The organism is Telluria sp. RT2P19, from assembly GCF_059685725.1.
On the sequence record NZ_JCASIL010000001.1, the window covers coordinates 133,554 to 151,203 of the forward strand.

The following is a 17,650-nucleotide window of genomic DNA, read 5'->3' on the forward strand; positions in this document are numbered from 1 at the left end:
ATGGAGGAGGGCAAGAGGGCTCGCCGCGAGTGACGCATGGAAAACAAAAAAGCCACCCGAGGGGTGGCTTTTCGTCGGGTCCTTTGCGACAGGATCCAAAAATTCTTTGGGGTGGCTGATGGGACTCGAACCCACGACAACAGGAATCACAATCCTGGACTCTACCAACTGAGCTACAGCCACCACTGACTTTCTATCTATCTCTGCATTGCCGAGACAGAACGAGATTATAAGGGCTCCATCTCAAACTGGCAAATTTAAATGCGCGGTAATGGCGCTCAGCACGGCGGCCAACCCGTTGGCAGCGGCAGCGCCACCTCGTGGACGGGCGGGTCGATGCCGAGCAGGCTGCGAAACGCCGCCGTCAAGGCGGTCGCGCTGGCGCTGGTGTAGCCGGTCAGGCTGGCGGGAAGGGCGCCGGACGCGCCGCGCAAGCCGGATGTACGCAGCAGGCCCGCCCCGGCCAGCAACCGGGCGAGCTGGCGCGCCACGGCGTCGCCCGTGTCGACCAGGGCGACATCTGGCCGCCCGGCATCGTTCAATAATCGCTCGATCGAAGCGCGCACCAGCGGATAGTGGGTGCAGCCCAGCACCAGGGTGTCGGCTCCCTGGGCCAGCAGGGGCATGATGAAGCGTTGTAGCATGGCACTTGTTGCGCTCGAATCGAGTTCGCCGGACTCGATCTGGTCGGCCAGGCCGACGCAGGGCTGGAGCAGGAAATCAGCCCCCGAGTCGAGATGGATCTGGTCGCGCAATTGCAGGAACTTGGCGCCGCGCAGGGTGCGTTCGGTGGCCAGTACGCCCACTTTGCCGGTGCGGGTGAGGCTTGCCGCCGGTTTCAGGCCGGGCTCGACGCCGACGATGGGCAGGCGGGGATGAGCCGCGCGCAGCTCGCGCACGGCGGCCACGGTGGCCGTATTGCAGGCCACCACCAGCGCTTTCGCGCCTTGCGCGAGCAGGAAGTCGCCGATCGCCAGCACACGCTCGACCACGATCGATTCGGGTTTGTCGCCGTAGGGGGCGAAGCCGGTGTCGGCCAGGTAGATCAGGTGTTCGTGCGGAAGCTGCGCCTGGATGTGGCGCAGCACCGAGAGACCGCCGACGCCCGAGTCGAAGATGCCAACCGGAGCGTCGGGGAGGGTCATGATGCTGCCGGGATCAAGCGATGGTGACCGGCACGCCTTTCAGCGATTCGATCTTGGCCGACCATTCTTTCGGGCCGGTGTTGTGGACCGAGGTGCCGGTCGAATCGACAGCGACGGTGACCGGCATGTCGGTCACGTCGAACTCGTAGATCGCTTCCATGCCCAGGTCGGCGAAGCCAACGACGGTGGCCGACTTGATCGCTTTCGACACCAGGTAGGCCGAGCCGCCGACCGCCATCAGGTAGGCCGACTTGTGCTTCTGGATCGACTCGATCGCCGCCGGGCCGCGCTCGGCCTTGCCGATCATCGAGATCAGGCCGGTCTTTTCGAGCATCATGTCGGTGAACTTGTCCATGCGGGTCGCGGTCGTCGGACCTGCCGGGCCAACCACCTCGGCGCCGACCGGATCGACCGGGCCGACGTAGTAGATCACGCGGTTGGTGAAGTCGACCGGCAGCGATTCGCCCTTGGCCAGCATGTCCTGGATGCGCTTGTGCGCGGCGTCGCGGCCGGTCAGCATCTTGCCGTTCAGGAGCAGGGTCTGGCCCGGCTTCCAGGACGCGACTTCTTCCTTGGTCAGGGTATTGAGGTCGACGCGCTTCGATTTCTCGGTGTCCGGCGTCCAGTTCACGTCAGGCCAGGTCGACAGCGCAGGCGGTTCGATATAGGCCGGGCCGGAACCGTCCAGCACGAAGTGGGCGTGGCGCGTGGCGGCGCAGTTCGGGATCATCGCCACCGGCTTCGAGGCCGCGTGGGTCGGATACATATTGATCTTCACGTCCAGCACGGTGGTCAGGCCGCCCAGGCCCTGGGCGCCGATGCCCAGCGCGTTGATCTTGTCGCACAGCTCGATACGCAGCTCTTCGAGTTTGTTGTTCGGGCCGCGCTGGCGCAGCTCGTACATGTCGATGTCTTCCATCAGCGATTCTTTGGCCATCAGCATCGCCTTCTCGGCGGTGCCGCCGATGCCGATGCCGAGCATGCCCGGCGGGCACCAGCCGGCGCCCATCAGCGGCACGGTCTTGAGCACCCAGTCGACCAGCGAGTCGGACGGGTTGAGCATGACGAACTTGGTCTTGTTCTCGGAGCCGCCGCCCTTGGCAGCCACTTTCACGTCGACGGTGTCGCCCTCGACCAGTTCCATGTGGACCACGGCCGGGGTGTTGTCCTTGGTGTTCTTGCGCTCGAAGTGCGGGTCGGCCACGATCGAGGCGCGCAGCTTGTTGTCGGCGAAGTTGTACGCGCGGCGCACGCCTTCGTTGACCGCGTCGGTCACCGAGCCGGTGAAGCCTTCGAAGCGCACGCCCATGCCCACCTTGAGGAACACGTTGACGATGCCGGTGTCCTGGCAGATCGGGCGCTTGCCTTCGGCGCACATGCGCGAGTTGGTCAGGATCTGGGCGATCGCATCCTTCGCGGCCGGGCTTTGCTCGGTCTCGTAGGCGCGTGCCAGATGCTGGATATAGTCGGCCGGGTGGTAGTAGCTGATGTACTGCAGCGCGGCCGCGACGGATTCGATCAGGTCTTCCTGGGTAATGACGGTTGCCATGGTGGGAAATCTCTCGTGATGGAGTGTCGGGGTATCGTTATCGTTGTGGGTGCTTCTGGTGCTTCAGTGCTTGTCCTGGTGCGTCATGGTGGTGATGCGGTCGGTCCACGAAATCGCCAGCGCCGACACCAGGAAGGCGACGTGGATCAGGGTCTGCCACATCAGGGTCTTCTCTTCGTAATTGGCGGCGTTGATGAAGGTCTTGAGCAGGTGGATCGACGAGATGCCGATGATCGCCATCGCCAGCTTGGTCTTCAGTACCGACGCGTTCACGTGCGACAGCCATTCCGGCTGGTCCGGGTGGCCATCGAGGTGCATGCGCGAGACAAAGGTCTCATAGCCGCCGACAATCACCATGATCAGCAGGTTCGAGATCATGACCACGTCGATCAGGCCCAGCACGACCAGCATGATGACGGTTTCGGTCAGGCGCTGCGGACGGTTGCCGGACAGGCCGACGGCGTCGATGATGTGGTTGAGCGAATCGACGTTGCCCATGGCGGCGCCGATCAGGTCGACCAGTTCGACCCAGAAATGGAATACATAGACGCATTGCGCCAGGATCAGGCCCAGATACAGCGGCAGCTGCAGCCAGCGGCTGGCGAAGATCAGGTTGTTCAGCGGAGACAGCTTGCGGACTTGCTTGCTCGGTTCGAGGGCGGACATCGGAATGAAACTCCAGGGGAATGCGAAAAAATTCAGCTCAGCATTTTACACCGGAGCTAGGCGCCGGGGTTGGACACGCGCAGCCATGGCCCGTCACTTGCACGCTTTACAACGGCTGGCGTTAGAATAAGGAGAACGTCCGGGACGAACGTCAAGGACGACTATCACGAGAGAGCGGGCACGCGCAGTCAAGCCGCCGCAGGGGTTTCCATTGTAAGGGCTCAGTAAGCGAGCCCCCCTATGGTATCTGGCATAACCTACTACATTAATATGGAGACTAGTATGGCCGAGAACGAGACCACCCAAGAGCAATCCCAGGGCCTGCAGGAGCACCGCGTGTTCGAGCCGCCTCAGGCGTTTGCCGACAAGGCCACCATCAGCGGCATGGCCGCCTACGAAAAGCTGTGCGCCGAAGCTGACAGCGACTACGAAGGATTCTGGGCGCGCCTGGCGCGCGAGAACCTCGAGTGGCACAAGCCGTTCACCTCGACCCTGGACGAATCGAATGCGCCGTTCTACCAATGGTTCGCCGACGGCCAGCTGAACGCCTCGTACAACTGTCTCGACCGCAACCTCGAAAATGGCAACGCCGACAAGACCGCCATCATCTTCGAGGCGGACGACGGCGCCGTGACCAAAGTCACCTACCGCGAGCTGCACGAGCGCGTCTGCAAATTCGCCAACGCCCTCAAGTCGCGCGGCATCAAGAAGGGCGACCGCGTCGTCATCTACATGTCGATGTCGGTCGAAGGCGTGACCGCGATGCAGGCCTGCGCCCGCATCGGCGCCACCCACTCGGTGGTGTTCGGCGGCTTCTCGGCCAAATCGCTGCAGGAGCGCATCATCGACGCCGGCGCCGTGGCCGTCATCACTGCCGACGAACAGCAGCGCGGCGGCAAGGCGCTGCCGCTCAAAGCCATCGTCGACGAGGCGCTTGGCCTGGGCGGCTGCGATACCGTCAAGGACGTGATCGTCTACAGGCGTACCGGCGGCAACATCAACTTCAAGGAAGGCCGCGACCTGTGGCTGCACGAGCTGGTGCAGGACCAGAGCGCCGATTGCCCGCCTGAATGGGTCGGTGCCGAACACCCGCTGTTCATCCTCTACACCTCGGGTTCGACCGGCACCCCGAAAGGCGTGCAGCACTCGACCGGCGGCTACCTGCTGTGGGCCGCGCTGACCATGAAGTGGACCTTCGACCTGAAACCCGACGACGTCTACTGGTGCACCGCCGACATCGGCTGGATCACCGGCCACACCTATATCGCCTACGGTCCGCTGGCCGTCGGCGGCACGCAGGTCGTGTTCGAAGGCGTGCCGACCTTCCCGAACGCCGGCCGCTTCTGGCAGACCGTCGAGAAGCACAAGGTCAGCATCTTCTATACGGCGCCGACCGCGATCCGCTCGCTGATCAAGGCATCGGACCTGGACGAGAAGGTCCATCCGAAGAACTTCGACCTGTCCAGCCTGCGCCTGCTCGGCTCGGTCGGTGAGCCGATCAATCCGGAAGCCTGGATGTGGTACTACCGCAACGTCGGCCAGGAGCGCTGCCCGATCGTCGATACCTTCTGGCAAACCGAGACCGGCGGCCACATGATCACCCCGCTGCCCGGCGCGACGCCGATGGTACCGGGTTCGTGCACCCTGCCGCTGCCGGGTATCATGGCCGCGATCGTGGACGAGGCCGGCGTCGACGTGCCGAACGGGCAGGGCGGCATCCTGGTCGTCAAGCGTCCATGGCCGTCGATGATCCGCACGATCTGGAATAACCCGGACCGTTTCCGCACCAGCTACTTCCCGGACGAACTGGGCGGTAAATACTACCTGGCCGGCGACGGCGCGATCCGTAACAAGGACACCGCCAACTTCACGATCACGGGCCGCATCGACGACGTGCTGAACGTGTCGGGTCACCGCATGGGCACCATGGAAATCGAATCGGCGCTGGTGGCCAATCCGATCGTGGCCGAAGCCGCGGTGGTGGGGCGTCCGGATGAAACCACGGGCGAGTCGATCTGCGCCTTCGTCGTGCTCAAGCAGGCGCGTCCGACCGGCGAGGAGGCCAAGAAGCTGGCCAACGAGCTGCGCGCCTGGGTCGGCAAGGAGATCGGCCCGATCGCCAAGCCGAAAGAGATCCGCTTCGGCGACAACCTGCCGAAGACCCGTTCCGGCAAAATCATGCGCCGCCTGCTGCGCGTGCTGGCCAAGGGCGAGAATATCACGCAAGACGTGTCGACGCTCGAGAATCCGGCCATCCTGGAGCAGTTGAAGGAATCGGCTTGAGCGGCACATCCTGAGCAACCTGCCTGCACCGGCCCACGAGGCTGAAGCAAGGCTTGCCCGCCTGCTCGAAAGAGGGGCGGGCATTTTTTTGTTGCGTGATCATGCTGATCGGCATCGTGGCCCGAGTCGCGATACCATCCAGGCGGTGGCCCCATCTGTGGGATCGATACTTGCTGGCCTTGTACTGCTGGGAATACTTGCTATAATAGGCGGCTTCGTGGCACTCCCACGTAGAACCATCAGGAGAGATGGATGAGTGGTTTAAGTCGCACGCCTGGAAAGCGTGTTTAGGTTCATAGCCTAACGGGGGTTCGAATCCCCCTCTCTCCGCCAAGAACATGTACCAAGCGATCCAAGATCGTCCACCGAACCCGCGTTACTCCCTGTGAGCACGCGGGTTTTTTGTTCGTCAAGTGCTTTTAGCGTCCATTGAAATCCGTCATCTCTAGCGGTACTGTTGACGGTATCGACGGATACCGCCAAAACGGATACCGTCATCATGCCCAAGCGACCCGCCATCGGCAAATGACCGGTATGTTGATCACACGGCAGGTAGCGGCAAAACAGCTTGAAAAAGTCAGGTTTGTGCTGCGAGCAAGAGGGATGACTTTTTAAGTTGAAAGCGAGGTGACTACGTGGCTACGTATGCATTTTGGGAAAACGTAGTTTCCCCATTGTCTGAACCGCCCCGGGTTTTGTGGAGGCTCCATTCTTTGAGAAAATGGAGCTATGAAGAAGCAACCCAAGTATTCCCCTGAAGTCATCGAGCGCGCTGTGCGCATGGTCAGCGAGGCTGGCAGCGAGTATGAGTCGCAGTGGGCAGCGATCACGCCGATCGCGGCCAAGTCCCAGCCGCCAACCGTGCTGCCCCGGGTGCCCCCGCCGACTCCCTGCTGGGTGTAGGCCCATTTGATTTTCGAGTATTTCAAGCTGACGTGCTCGCTCAATATAATCCCAGCCACCAGCGATGGCGCGACCCCGCTAATCAACACGTTCTCGAGCTGGATCTCGCAGTATTTGACAGGCTTGCCGTCACCGTCAGCGCGCATGAATTCGAACTTCGCTTTAGGGATCGTCTTGCCCATGGCACATGTTTGCAGGATTGGCGATGACATGTCGGCGATTTTCCCGAATACCACATCCTTCAGTTCTGCCCGCTCCGCAGTGTGACCACCGCCGGTCGATGCGGTCGCGCTACGTGGCTGTACGACTGACCAGTGCACTTCCGTACACTCAATCCGGCCCTGGTGCGCCGAATCGTGCGACTCGCCCTTGATTCCTTCAATTTGCAGGTAGACATCGATGGCCATGTACATTCCTCTTCGGTGAGTTTCGGATCCGCGTCCGTCGACCGCCTTTATTCGGGCTTCTTTGATGGGTCTGATTGGTGCGGCGCAACGAACTGCTGATGGGCTCAGTTTAGATTGACGGTTTTGACTCACCGACCGGAGACGCCGATGACCAAACATGCACATGCAGCCGCGACGCCGTCTGTAAATGCTGGAATGACGATGAGTGCTGAAGCACGCGCCCGGATGCGTCGGCGCGAGAGGGACGTATTCGCTTACTACGACGATATGGGACCGGGCAAGGGAAACTGCACCTGGGGGCCCGGTATTCTCGCCCACAAGGGCTCTTGCACTAAAGATGAGTTGGCAACCCCCGTCAGCGCAGCTGCGGTAGAGGCTGAGTTCGCGCGCAGAGTGGCTGAAGCGGAAGCCGGCGTTATACGCAAGGTGCCAATGCAGAAGCTGCAGCAAGACCAGTTCGACGCGCTGGTCAGCCTGACCTATAACGCCGGAGTACACGGCTCGCGCAACGTATTCACGCTCGTTGACACTGGCCGTTCAGCTGAAGCCGCCGCTCAAATTCGCACGATGACATCAACGCGCGTAAACGGCAAAAGCGTGGTGGCGCGAGGTCTGATTTCGCGCCGAGCAGAAGAAGGCGCGCCGTTTGAAGCAGCGGCAAAATCTGCCGCGATGGTTAAAAAATAAGCGAAGGAGCCGAACATGTCTTTTTTACATACCTCTGGACGTTTGCTTGCCGTGACCGCCCTGTTTGCGCTGGCTGCCCATACAGCACAGGCGAAGAAGCAAGAACATGACGCTGACATTCTCGGTACGTGGAAGCTAACCAAAGTCCTGGACTCAGCTGACGTCACCTCGCTGACTGACCAGCAAGCTGCGGCGTTGGTCGGCAAGGTCATGGTTGTGCGGCGTGACAGCGTCATGTTCAACGGAGAGCCCTGCCGTGCGCCGGAATTGACACGCCGCCGCGAGGACGCAGCGAAATACATGCGAGAGGGCTATCACGCTCGGGTTGGCTATCTCGGGCTACCTGACACCGTCACGGTAGTAGACCTTGACTGCACCGAAGCCTTCATAAAGGGGAAGGAAAAGATTGTGGTGTTTTGGCAAGGATACTTCTTTGACGCAATGAAGCAGCGGGCGGTTAAGCGCTGAGTTTGACAGGTTGCATAACCCGCAGATGGTACAAAATGACGGCCTAGCTCAGGTACAAAGGGGGCTGGACTTGTTGATAAGTCATTGTCTCAAAAGGATTTTATGTTTTGGGCAGACTCGCCCTCTCTCCGCGAGATATTCTCGAAAGCCCTCGTTTGCCGAGGGCGTTTTTACGTCGCGATTTTTACCCACGTTACTACCTACGCCAGCGACTAAGACAGCATCTCACCACTTACTTGCGCTGACAGTAATAACCCCGTACTGAACCATTTCGATCGTCTGACTAGAGGCCACGCGTCGGGCACACACTGCCAGGTTATCGTCCGACCGTGGTCAGCGTCACCGAGGTATTGCCTGAGCAAGCGTCAGCCGAAGCGGGGCGCTTGCGCCCGCCTAACGGCGGCGCTGACGAACGCCGAAGTGGGAGGGTCCTTGCCGTTTAAGGACAAGATTATATTCCCTTAAAACAATTGTTAAACATTCTTTAAAGTAATTTTCAATGTTCATTTGAAACTCAGCAATCATGCTAATGTAGTGAGCATCAACTAACCTCACTAATTTATTTGCGGATACTCCATCAACATGTGAGCCATTCGCGCCCGTATAGATATGGATCTGTTCGCGAGAAAGAATAAACCTATATTCGGCGATAATTCATTCTCCGCAGCGCATTTGCCTGTTGCCGCAGCTAACCAGTCGACCAAGCTGTTACTTGTGGATGACGAACCCAGAATGCTCACGTCGCTGCAGGCATTGCTCCAGCATCGCCATTTCGAGATCGATACGGCAGCCTCGGGCGCCGAAGCTATGGCAGCCCTGTCCAATACCCGCTACGACCTGGTCTTGCTCGACCTAAGCTTGGAGGATATGGATGGCCAGCATGTCATGGACTTCATCAATCGCCACTGCATCGAAACCGACGTCATCGTCGTCAGCGGCAACGTGCGCATCGATGCTGCGATCGGGGCATTGCGGGGCGGCGCACGGGATTTCCTGCGCAAGCCTTTCAGCCAGCAAGATTTGTTCAAGACGATCGACAACGTCCTGACCCAGCGCCGGCTCCGCCAGACCAACCGGGACATCGCCTATCAGCTCGAGCTGTCCGAGCGCACTTATCGGTATATGGTCGATGCATCCCCCGACCTCATCTACATGGTCGAACCCGAGGGACGATTTACTTTCGTGAATGACCGGGCATGCCAGATGCTGGGCTACGATCGCCGCGAATTGATCGGCCAGCATTACTCGATCCTCGTCCATAAGGAAGATTTCGCCAGGGCGCGTTATGCGTTCAACGAAAGGCGTTCCGGTGACCGCGCGTCGCGCGATGTCGAGCTGCGCATGACGTGCCGACCGAAGGCGCCCTACGCAGATGAAGACAGCGACGCCGACACATCGATGATCGTGTCGCTCAATGCGGTCGGCATGCATCTGGACCGTGTAGAGCAGGGCGGACCGCGCTATATCGGCACTTATGGCATTGCCCGCGATATCACGGCGCGCAAGCAGGCGGAAGCCGTTATCCTGCACCAGGCTTATCACGATGTGCTGACCAACCTGCCGAACCGCTTGCTGTTCAAGGATCGGCTTGGCCAGGCGATCCTGCAGTCCAGGCGTAACCAGACGGAACTGGCGGCGATGTTCATCGATCTCGACCGCTTCAAGCATGTCAACGACACGCTCGGCCACGACAAGGGCGATGAACTGCTGCTGCAGGTGACGGCGCGCCTGAAAAGCTGCCTGCGCAAGGGCGATACGCTGGGACGGCAGGGCGGCGACGAATTCACCGTGGTGCTTCCGGACCTGCATACCCGGGATGACGCACGCCTGGTTGCCGCCAAATTCCTGGAATGCCTGAATCTGCCGTTCGACCTGGATGGGAATGAAGTCGTCATCTCCGCATCGATCGGCATCGCGGTCTTTCCCCACGACGGCCAGACGATCGATGAGCTGATGCGCCATGCGGATGTCGCCATGTATTACGTCAAGGGGCAGGGCAAGAACGGCCAGGCCTTCTTCTCCGATACGATGAAACAGGTCTTCGGCCCCGATCACACCTGATCAGGGATCCATGCCACCAGATCGGTCACGCCGATATCCACGCCCGACTGCGATAGCAGCGTACTCACCTGGCCGCGGTGATGCGTCTGGTGGTTGAAGAAATGCAGCAGCAGGCTCCCGAAATTCTTCTGGCATTCTCCACGCGAAGTCTTGTAGCGGACGGCTTGCGCCAGGCCCTCGTCCGTCATTTCCGCCGCCAGCGCCTCGATGATCGCGTCGAGCCGCACGCGATGTTCGCGCAGCATGCCGAGATCGTCGCTGTATCGATGCGCGAGTCCGCCAGGCGCCGCAATCTCTTGCATCGGCTCGAGCGCGAGGAAGTGTGCGGGATGGCCTTGGAATCGCTGCAACCAAATGGTATCGCCCGCAACGATATGATTCAGGGTACCGAGGATCGAGCCGAAAAAGGCGCCCCGGTCCGCGCCGAGTGCGCTCAACGATAATGTCGCGGCCGCGGCATATATCGCGGTATTCATGATGCTGTTATACGACGCTAAGAGGACGATATCTTCCCGGCCCGGCATGCTTGACGCTCCTGTATCGACGGTTATTGTGATGCGCACGCTTGTGACGGCATGCGCCGATTGCTGCGCGCTAAATGCCCAGTGTAGGGGCATGGTGCTCGGGCGGCAATCGATCGGACACTTCCACTCCTGCGAGCCTGTCGTCTCCATGCGAAGCAACTACCTGTTGTTTTTCGGTGCTGTGCAATCGGTCCATGGGCGCTTGCAGATCGTCTCCGGAACGCTTTGAACCAACCACACGGCGGTAGTAAATTCACCTTTCGCAACCATGAATGTCAAACAGTCCCGTCAAGAAACGCGATTTCCCCGGGGGCGTTACCAACACTGCCCCGGGACAGCGCTGAAAACCCATCCCGGCAATTGTAAATAAGTTGCTTTATGGAAAATAACCGAATGGTGGAAGTATTGCTTTTCCAGCAGGATTAGTTTGGTAGAATGTCTCTGTGCAATAAATATTGACCATAGTTAATTTCTTTCTAGTTAACTGGATAGCGTCGACGGCTTGCCGCGCCTGGCATGACGTCCATTCATGCAATTGCCACCGCCGATCCACCCTCATCGTATTTTTGGAGCTTGCGTCATGCGCCTCAAGTCAGCTTTGCTGTTCGTCTCTGCCGTTCTTGCGTTGCACGCCAACTTCGCGCATGCGAACCTGATCAAGAATGGCGGTTTCGAATCCAACGTCATCGATACGAGCAAGTTCGTCAACGGCACGACGCCCGTGGCAAACGGCGTCACGATCGATAACTGGATCAGTAGCAAGAACGGCGGCGATAGCGGCGGCTACAACTTCCTGATGAACGGCACCAACGCCCACCAGAATGGCGGCGCAATGCAGTTGCATGGCGCCGGCCAGAACTTCTTCATGTCGCCCTCGGGCGGTAACTTCTTCGCCTCGGATCCGGACTACGGCCCGGGTACGCTCAAGCAGTATGTCGGGGGCCTCGAAGTCGGCACCAAGTACCAGCTGACGTTCGAATTCGCGCTGGCCCAGCAAGTCAACTGGACGGGCGCTAACAAGGACGTGTATTGGGAAGTCGGGTTCGGCAATACCAGGCAGAACAGCGCGAAGCTGAGCATCCCCGAAAAAGGTTTCAGCGGCTGGCAAACCGCCAGCATGGTGTTTACCGCCACCAGCACCAGCGAGTGGCTGTCCTTCCTGTCCCAGCGGACGGCATCGGGCGGGCCACCGTTCATGTTGCTCGACAACGTGCAACTCCATGCCGACGTGCCCGAGCCGGCGACCTGGATGCTGATGCTGGCCGGCCTCGGCATGCTCGGCTTCCTCGCTCGCCGCCGTCGTCAAGGCCAGGTGTAACACGACCTCGCACGGTCTGCACTTCCACGTGCAGCCGCCCGAGCCGCACCATCTTCCATGAACGTATCCCTTGCCGAGTTCGCCATCGACGTCGTGCGCACCTGCGTCTGGCTGGTACTGCTGACGGCCCTGTTCGTCCCGCTCGAGCGCTGGTTCGGCGTGCGCCATGCCCAGCCCAATCCCGAGCTGCGCCACAACCTGGCGTACTACTTCATCAGCAGCCTGGTACCGATCCTGGTGTTGACGGTGCCGATGGCGCTGCTGGCCGCCGCCGCCCATCACCTGGCGCCGGGCGCGTTGACGACGGCTGTCGCGGAACTGCCGCTGGCGGCGCGCGTCGCACTGGCTTTCGTGGTCGCCGAGACCGGTTTTTATTGGGGGCACCGCCTGAGCCACGAGATCCCCTGGCTATGGCGCTTCCATGCGCTGCACCACAGCGCCGAGCGCATGCATTACCTGGCCAATACCCGCAATCACCCGGTCGACATGGTCATTACCCGGCTGTTCGGCCTGGCGCCGCTGTATATGCTGGGCCTGGCGGGCCCCGGCCTGTCCGGCAGCGCCACGCCGGCGGCCCTGCTGGTGCTCGGCAATGTATGGGGTTTCTTCATCCACGCCAACCTGCGCTGGCGCCTGGGTCCACTGGAATGGCTGGTGACGACGCCGGCCTTCCACCACTGGCACCATAGCCGCCACGACCATATCAACCGCAATTACGCGTCCACCTTGCCGTTCCTGGACCGGCTGTTCGGCAGCCACTACCTGCCGCGGCACTGGCCGGCCGAGGTCGGGACCGACACGCCGTGCGCGCCGACGCTGGGCGGCCAGTTGCTCGAACCGATGCTGCCGGCGCGTAAAGCCGCACCGGTGGCCGATTGAGGCTTACGCCCGCGGCTGGCGCGCGCGGTCCGCGACCAGCTTGACCAGCAACGCCAGCGTCGCCACGACGCCGGCCAGCGCCACCACCCCGAAGATCCCTTCGATGCCGAAGCGCAGCCGCGCCAGTTCCGCCACCAGGAGCGAGCCGGCGATGCCGCCCAGCCGCCCGACGCCCATCATCCACGCCACACCCGTGGCGCGCCCCTGGGTCGGGTAGTAAGCGGCCGCCAGCGCCGGCAGCGACGACTGCGCGGTGTTCATCACTACACCGGCCACGAACACCACCGCCATCAACAGCGCCAGGTCGTGGGCGCTGTGGCCGACGGCGAAGATGCTCGCCGCCGTCAGCGCGAAGCCGATCGCGATCACGGCATTCGGGTTGTAGCGGTCCATCAGCCACCCGGACAGCACGGCGCCCACGCCGCCCAGCGGGAACAGGGCCGATACCAGGGTGGCGTCCTGCGCCGACAGACCGGCGTCGCGCAGCAGCAGCGGCATCCAGTTGACCAGCGCATAGAAGATCACCAGCCCCATGAAATAGGTCAGCCACAGCATCAGGGTGCCGACCACGTAGGCGCGCGACAGGATCACCTCCACGCCGCTGCCGGGGCTATTGTCCGTGGCCGACTCGCGCGTGATAAATGCGCGCGCACTGTCGGCGCTGGCCGAGATATTGCGCAGGATGGCCCGGATGCCTTCCTGGCTGGCGCCGCGCGCGACCAGGAAGCGGGCCGATTCCGGTAACAGCAGCAGGATCAGTAGTCCCGCCAGCAGCGGCGCCAGGCCGCCCAGCAGCAGCACGCTGCGCCAGCCCCACAGCGGGATCATCCAGGCCGCGAGAAAGCCGCCCAGGGCGGCGCCCAGCGGGAAGCCGCAGAACATTGCGTTGGTGAGCATGGCGCGCTTGCGGTCGGGGCAGTACTCGCTCATCAGCGTTACCGCGTTGGGCATCGCCGCCCCCAGTCCCAGGCCGGTGATGAAGCGCAGGATGGCCAGTTCGGTCACGCTGCTTGCGAAGGCCGACCAGGCGCAAGCGGCGCCGAACAGCAGCACCGACAGCGCCAGCACCTGCTTGCGGCCGATGCGGTCCGACAGCGGCCCGGCCCCGATGGCGCCGGCGGCCAGGCCGAACAGCGCCGCGCTCAGTATCGGCGCCAGGGCGGGGCGGCTCACGCCCCAGTCGTGTACCAGCGAAGGCGCGATGAAGCCGATCGCCGCCGTGTCGAAGCCGTCGAGCAGAACGATCAGGAAGCACAGGCCGAAGATCAGCCATTGATAGGCCGAGAAGCGGTGCTCGTTCAGGAAGTCCTGGATGTTGACGACGCCGTCCGCGCGGCCGTGCTCCTGCATGGTTTGTCTCCGTTATTGCTGCGGTTATCGCTGGCTGCTCATCCTACACGAGGCAAGCCATCGTCATCCCCGCAGCCCGCGGCAGACCATCCCCGCAGACATACCATCGCCAGCAGACATACCATCGCCCGCACACACCGTCGCCCCCGCGATGGCGGGGCCCAACCTCGGCGCGCCGCGGCATGCTGCGAACGCCGGCGATCCACATGCGAGCCTGCGCGGGGCGCAGGCTGACATGCAGGGTCGATCACGCGTCCCGGCCCGCCAGGCCCTGGATGAAGACGTGCACCAGACTGTTGAAACGCGCCGGCTGCTCGATCGCGCTCAGGTGCGTCGCATCGGGAATGACCGCCAGCCGCGCTCCTGGCACGCCTTGCGCGATGGTCGCCGACATGGCCGGCGGCGTGCCGGCGTCGCGTTCGCCGGCGATCACCAGGGTCGGCACGGCGATCTCCGCGAGCCGCCCGGTGGTGTCCATCCCGGCCACCGCCGCGCAGCAGCCCGCGTAGCCTCCCGCATCGGTGCCCGCCACGCGGCGCCGGAAGCGCGCGACCGTCGCCGGATTGGCGCTGCAAAAGGCGTCGTCGAAATAGCGCCCCATCACGGCGTCGGCGATCGCTTCCACGCCCTCCGCCTCGACCTTGGCGATGCGCTCGCGCCACATGGTGCGCGCCGCTTCCGGATAGCCGGACGTCGAATTGGCCACCACCAGCGCCTTCACCAGCCGCGGATGGCGCAGCGCCAGCTCCTGGCCTACCATGCCGCCCATCGACAGGCCGACCCAGACGATCGGGCCGGCGTCGAGTTCATCGAGCAGGCGCGCCGCGTCGTCGGCCAGGTCGGCCATCGTGTAAGGGCCGGGCGGTGCATCCGAGCCGCCATGGCCGCGGTGGTCGTAGCAGATCACCCGGCACTCGCGCGCCAGGTGGTCGGCCAGGCTGTCCCACATGTCCATGTCGCAGCCGAGGGCGTGGCTCAGCACGACCGTGTGGCGAGGCGCGCCGCCATGCCGCGCCTCGCGCACGCTGTAGCGCAGCCGGGGGCTAGCCTGGGTCGTGGCCATGCGGCCCACGCCTGGGTGGGCGACGTCGCCCGGCACGCCCGGCGCCAGCGGGAAGTCGAGCTCGCGCAGGATGTGCTGGGCCAGCGAAAAGCCCGTGTTCGCGGCCGGCACGCCGGCATAGATCGCGGCCTGCATCAGCACCTCTTTCAATTCCTCGCGCGTGAGGCCGTTGTCGCTCTCGTCCTGCAGCGCGGCGCGCACGTGCAGCTCGAATTCTTCCCAGCGCGCCAGCGCCATGGTGGTGGCCAGCACGATCACGCGCCGCATGCGCGCCTCCAGGCCCGGCCGGCCCCAGATCTCGTGCCAGGCGAAGCGCGTGATCAGGTTCTGGAAGTCGGCATTGAAATCGTTGGCGTTGTGCAGCGAGCGCTCGACCCAGGCGTCGCCCAGGATGGCGCGCCGGTTGCGCAGGCCGCGCTCATAGTCGTGGTCGATCGGGTCGTGGCTCATCGGGCATCCTCTTCTTGTGTTTGGCGCAGTTGCGCCAGCAGTGCGCGCGCCAGCTGGGCGCCGGGCCGCGCGGCATTGACCGGGTCGAACAGGGCGTCGACCCGGGCCCGATCTGCGCCCTCGAGCTCGCGCACCAGCGTTGCCAGGTGCACGTCCTCGGCCAGCGCCTTGCGGCTCAGGTCTTCGAGCAGGGCGTGGGCCCTGGTGCGCCCCATGGTCTCGGCCAGCAGGCCGGCCGCGCCTTCGGCGAACACCAGGCCCTGCAGGTTGTCGATATTGGCGCGCATGCGCGCCGCGTTCACTTCGAGCCCGTCGAAGGCGTCGGCCAGCGCCGCCAGCGCGCCGTGGGCCGACAGGAACAGCGAAGGCCATTCGGCCAGCTCGGCCTGCCAGTTGCCCAGGCCGCGCTCGTGCTGCTGGCCCATGCTGCCCAGCAGGGCGGCGGCCACGTGCGGGGTGCGGCTGCTGGCTGCCAAGGCCGTCATCGCCGCCACCGGGTTGCGCTTGTGCGGCATGGCGGATGAGCCGCCGCGCCCCGCGCCGCCTGGCTCGGCCAGCTCGCCGACCTCGCCCTGGGCCATCAGGGCCAGGTCGGTCGCGATCTTGCCCAGGCTGGCGGTGAGCAGCGCCACCTCGAGCCCCAGGCGCACCCACTCGTCGCGCTGGGTGTGCCAGCTGGCGACCGGACAGCCCAGGCCCAATGCGGTCGCCATGCTGCGCGCCACCACGGCGCCATGTTCGCCGAGCGCCGAGCGGGTGCCGACCGCGCCGCCCAGCTGCAACTGGAGGGCGTCGCGGGCGGCGGCGCGCAGGCGCTTGCGCGCGCGCGCCAGGGGCGCGGCCCATTGCGCGGCCTTCAGGCCGAAGCTGCTGACCTGGGCCGGCTGCATCAGGGTACGCGCCAGCACCGGGGTATCCAGGTGCTTGTCGGCCAAGGCCAGCAGGGCATCGACGAGGCGCGCCAGGTCGCGCTCGACCAGGGCCAGCGCCTGGCGCGTGACCAGCACCATGGCGCTGTCGATCACGTCCTGGCTGGTGCTGCCGCGATGCACGAAGGTAGAGGCTTCCTCGTCGTACAACGCCACCGCCGCCGTCAATTCCTTCACCAGCGGGATAGCCAGGCTGCCGGCGCGCCGGCCCGCGCGCACCAGCGCCGGGATGTCGTACAGCGGCGCCTTGCACACGCCGGCGATGGCGCGCGCCGCGCTGTCGGGGATGACGCCGTGCGCGGCCTGGGCCTGGGCCAGCGCCCCTTCGAAGTCGAACATGGCCTGCACCATGACGCCGTCGTCGAACACGGCGATCATCTCGGACGACGACAGGAAACCGTCGAACAGCGCCACGCTCATGGCGCGCCGCCGTAGTCGAAGAACACGGTCTCGCGCTCGCCCTGCATGCGGATGTCCCAGGCGTAGCTGGCCGGGCCGGTGTTGCGCGCGACCAGGGTGGCGCGGCGCTCGGCCGGCACCTGGCGCAGCAGCTCGGCGCGATCGAGGTCGTCGTCTTCCAGGAACACGGCGCTGAACTGGTGCACCAGCAGGCCGCGCATGAACACCGTGACCAGGGCGGCCGGCTCGCACGACGCTTCCTTGACGCGGCTCAGCACCAGCGTGAAGCGGCCCTGGTCGTCGGTCGGCGCCCGGCGAAAGCCGGCCAGCTGGTGCGCGCGTTCGTGCTCGATGGTGGCGGCGCCCGGGGTCCAGGCCTCGATCATGCCGTCACTGACCGGCGCGCCGTCGCCGTCGCGCAGCACGCCGCTGATGGTGATCGTATCCGCGCCGTCGGCGCCGGCAGGCGCGCAGGCGGCGCAGGCCCACTGCCAGGCTTCGTGCGAGAAGGGGCCGATGGTCTGGGATGGGGTAATGGCTTGCGAAACGGATTGCGTCATGGCTGCTCC

At 63.5% G+C, this 17,650-nt stretch carries 14 protein-coding genes, 2 tRNA genes and 1 pseudogene; 7 read left to right on the plus strand and 10 right to left on the minus strand.

All coding sequences use genetic code 11. The annotated features are described in order from the left end of the window. Nucleotides 1-107 precede the first annotated feature (107 nt). The 4 genes from AC56KW_RS00525 to AC56KW_RS00540 form a co-directional block, all read right to left on the minus strand. Nucleotides 108-183, minus strand: a tRNA-His gene (locus AC56KW_RS00525). 95 nt (nt 184-278) lie between these two features. Beyond that, nucleotides 279-1,145, minus strand: coding sequence for a glutamate racemase (murI, locus tag AC56KW_RS00530; protein WP_497168783.1), 867 nt, complete (start codon nt 1,143-1,145; stop codon nt 279-281). A 13-nt stretch (nt 1,146-1,158) separates the two neighbouring features. After that, nucleotides 1,159-2,694 carry a fumarate hydratase gene (locus AC56KW_RS00535; RefSeq protein ID WP_497168784.1) on the minus strand — a complete coding sequence of 512 codons (1,536 nt, stop codon included), beginning with the start codon at nt 2,692-2,694 and terminating at the stop codon, nt 1,159-1,161. A 63-nt stretch (nt 2,695-2,757) separates the two neighbouring features. Continuing rightward, a complete protein-coding gene (locus tag AC56KW_RS00540; protein ID WP_497168785.1) occupies nt 2,758-3,360 on the minus strand; it encodes a TIGR00645 family protein in 603 nt (200 codons plus the stop codon). Between the two features lie 282 nt (nt 3,361-3,642). Here AC56KW_RS00540 and acs point away from each other — a divergent pair, with 282 nt between their 5' ends. Further along, on the plus strand, nt 3,643-5,643 hold the full coding sequence (gene acs, locus AC56KW_RS00545; protein WP_497168786.1) for an acetate--CoA ligase: 2,001 nt from the start codon (nt 3,643-3,645) through the stop codon (nt 5,641-5,643). 242 nt (nt 5,644-5,885) lie between these two features. Beyond that, nucleotides 5,886-5,976 (plus strand) — tRNA-Ser (locus tag AC56KW_RS00550). Between the two features lie 503 nt (nt 5,977-6,479). Here the strand turns inward: AC56KW_RS00550 and AC56KW_RS00555 are convergent. After that, nucleotides 6,480-6,953, minus strand: a pseudogene (locus tag AC56KW_RS00555) (Hcp family type VI secretion system effector); the annotation flags it as partial. Nucleotides 6,954-7,100: 147 nt separating this feature from the next. Here AC56KW_RS00555 and AC56KW_RS00560 point away from each other — a divergent pair. From AC56KW_RS00560 to AC56KW_RS00570, 3 genes are all read left to right on the plus strand, one after another. Beyond that, nucleotides 7,101-7,640, plus strand: a complete 540-nt coding sequence (locus tag AC56KW_RS00560; protein ID WP_497168787.1) for a glycoside hydrolase family protein — start codon at nt 7,101-7,103, stop codon at nt 7,638-7,640. 15 nt (nt 7,641-7,655) lie between these two features. After that, entirely contained in the window at nt 7,656-8,108 is a 453-nt protein-coding gene (locus AC56KW_RS00565) for a hypothetical protein (protein WP_497168788.1), read from the plus strand. A 609-nt stretch (nt 8,109-8,717) separates the two neighbouring features. Then, the gene (locus tag AC56KW_RS00570; RefSeq protein ID WP_497168789.1) at nt 8,718-10,169 is read left to right on the plus strand and encodes a diguanylate cyclase domain-containing protein; all 1,452 of its coding nucleotides are present in this window, start codon (nt 8,718-8,720) and stop codon (nt 10,167-10,169) included. On the opposite strand, the gene AC56KW_RS00575 is transcribed toward AC56KW_RS00570, so the two are convergent. Next, nucleotides 10,160-10,693, minus strand: a complete 534-nt coding sequence (locus tag AC56KW_RS00575) for a DinB family protein (protein WP_497168790.1) — start codon at nt 10,691-10,693, stop codon at nt 10,160-10,162. The two genes, AC56KW_RS00570 and AC56KW_RS00575, sit on opposite strands and share 10 nt — an antisense overlap. A 580-nt stretch (nt 10,694-11,273) precedes the next feature. Here AC56KW_RS00575 and AC56KW_RS00580 point away from each other — a divergent pair. Both AC56KW_RS00580 and AC56KW_RS00585 read left to right on the plus strand, forming a co-directional pair. Then, complete coding sequence (locus tag AC56KW_RS00580) at nt 11,274-12,011, plus strand: PEPxxWA-CTERM sorting domain-containing protein (protein ID WP_497168791.1); 738 nt, start codon at nt 11,274-11,276, stop codon at nt 12,009-12,011. 57 nt (nt 12,012-12,068) lie between these two features. Further along, entirely contained in the window at nt 12,069-12,890 is an 822-nt protein-coding gene (locus AC56KW_RS00585; protein ID WP_497168792.1) for a sterol desaturase family protein, read from the plus strand. 3 nt (nt 12,891-12,893) lie between these two features. Here AC56KW_RS00585 and AC56KW_RS00590 read toward each other — a convergent pair whose 3' ends face one another. From AC56KW_RS00590 to AC56KW_RS00605, 4 genes are all read right to left on the minus strand, one after another. After that, nucleotides 12,894-14,240 carry an MFS transporter gene (locus AC56KW_RS00590; RefSeq protein ID WP_497168793.1) on the minus strand — a complete coding sequence of 449 codons (1,347 nt, stop codon included), beginning with the start codon at nt 14,238-14,240 and terminating at the stop codon, nt 12,894-12,896. A gap of 247 nt (nt 14,241-14,487) precedes the next feature. After that, complete coding sequence (pcaCD, locus tag AC56KW_RS00595) at nt 14,488-15,753, minus strand: bifunctional 4-carboxymuconolactone decarboxylase/3-oxoadipate enol-lactonase PcaCD (RefSeq protein WP_497168794.1); 1,266 nt, start codon at nt 15,751-15,753, stop codon at nt 14,488-14,490. Further along, on the minus strand, nt 15,750-17,102 hold the full coding sequence (gene pcaB, locus AC56KW_RS00600) for a 3-carboxy-cis,cis-muconate cycloisomerase (RefSeq protein WP_497168795.1): 1,353 nt from the start codon (nt 17,100-17,102) through the stop codon (nt 15,750-15,752). The genes pcaCD and pcaB overlap by 4 nt, the downstream gene beginning before the upstream one ends. After that, nucleotides 17,099-17,641, minus strand: a complete 543-nt coding sequence (locus AC56KW_RS00605) for a peptidase associated/transthyretin-like domain-containing protein (protein WP_497168796.1) — start codon at nt 17,639-17,641, stop codon at nt 17,099-17,101. The genes pcaB and AC56KW_RS00605 overlap by 4 nt, the downstream gene beginning before the upstream one ends. Nucleotides 17,642-17,650: the final 9 nt, after the last annotated feature.

What these genes read in the sequence shown, in the direction of transcription:
- murI (WP_497168783.1), bottom strand. Translation starts at nt 1,145, where the DNA reads ATGACCCTCCCCGACGCTCCGGTTGGCATCTTCGACTCGGGCGTCGGC.
- AC56KW_RS00535 (WP_497168784.1), bottom strand. Translation starts at nt 2,694, where the DNA reads ATGGCAACCGTCATTACCCAGGAAGACCTGATCGAATCCGTCGCGGCC.
- AC56KW_RS00540 (WP_497168785.1), bottom strand. Translation starts at nt 3,360, where the DNA reads ATGTCCGCCCTCGAACCGAGCAAGCAAGTCCGCAAGCTGTCTCCGCTG.
- acs (WP_497168786.1), top strand. Translation starts at nt 3,643, where the DNA reads ATGGCCGAGAACGAGACCACCCAAGAGCAATCCCAGGGCCTGCAGGAG.
- AC56KW_RS00560 (WP_497168787.1), top strand. Translation starts at nt 7,101, where the DNA reads ATGACCAAACATGCACATGCAGCCGCGACGCCGTCTGTAAATGCTGGA.
- AC56KW_RS00565 (WP_497168788.1), top strand. Translation starts at nt 7,656, where the DNA reads ATGTCTTTTTTACATACCTCTGGACGTTTGCTTGCCGTGACCGCCCTG.
- AC56KW_RS00570 (WP_497168789.1), top strand. Translation starts at nt 8,718, where the DNA reads ATGGATCTGTTCGCGAGAAAGAATAAACCTATATTCGGCGATAATTCA.
- AC56KW_RS00575 (WP_497168790.1), bottom strand. Translation starts at nt 10,693, where the DNA reads ATGCCGGGCCGGGAAGATATCGTCCTCTTAGCGTCGTATAACAGCATC.
- AC56KW_RS00580 (WP_497168791.1), top strand. Translation starts at nt 11,274, where the DNA reads ATGCGCCTCAAGTCAGCTTTGCTGTTCGTCTCTGCCGTTCTTGCGTTG.
- AC56KW_RS00585 (WP_497168792.1), top strand. Translation starts at nt 12,069, where the DNA reads ATGAACGTATCCCTTGCCGAGTTCGCCATCGACGTCGTGCGCACCTGC.
- AC56KW_RS00590 (WP_497168793.1), bottom strand. Translation starts at nt 14,240, where the DNA reads ATGCAGGAGCACGGCCGCGCGGACGGCGTCGTCAACATCCAGGACTTC.
- pcaCD (WP_497168794.1), bottom strand. Translation starts at nt 15,753, where the DNA reads ATGAGCCACGACCCGATCGACCACGACTATGAGCGCGGCCTGCGCAAC.
- pcaB (WP_497168795.1), bottom strand. Translation starts at nt 17,102, where the DNA reads ATGAGCGTGGCGCTGTTCGACGGTTTCCTGTCGTCGTCCGAGATGATC.
- AC56KW_RS00605 (WP_497168796.1), bottom strand. Translation starts at nt 17,641, where the DNA reads ATGACGCAATCCGTTTCGCAAGCCATTACCCCATCCCAGACCATCGGC.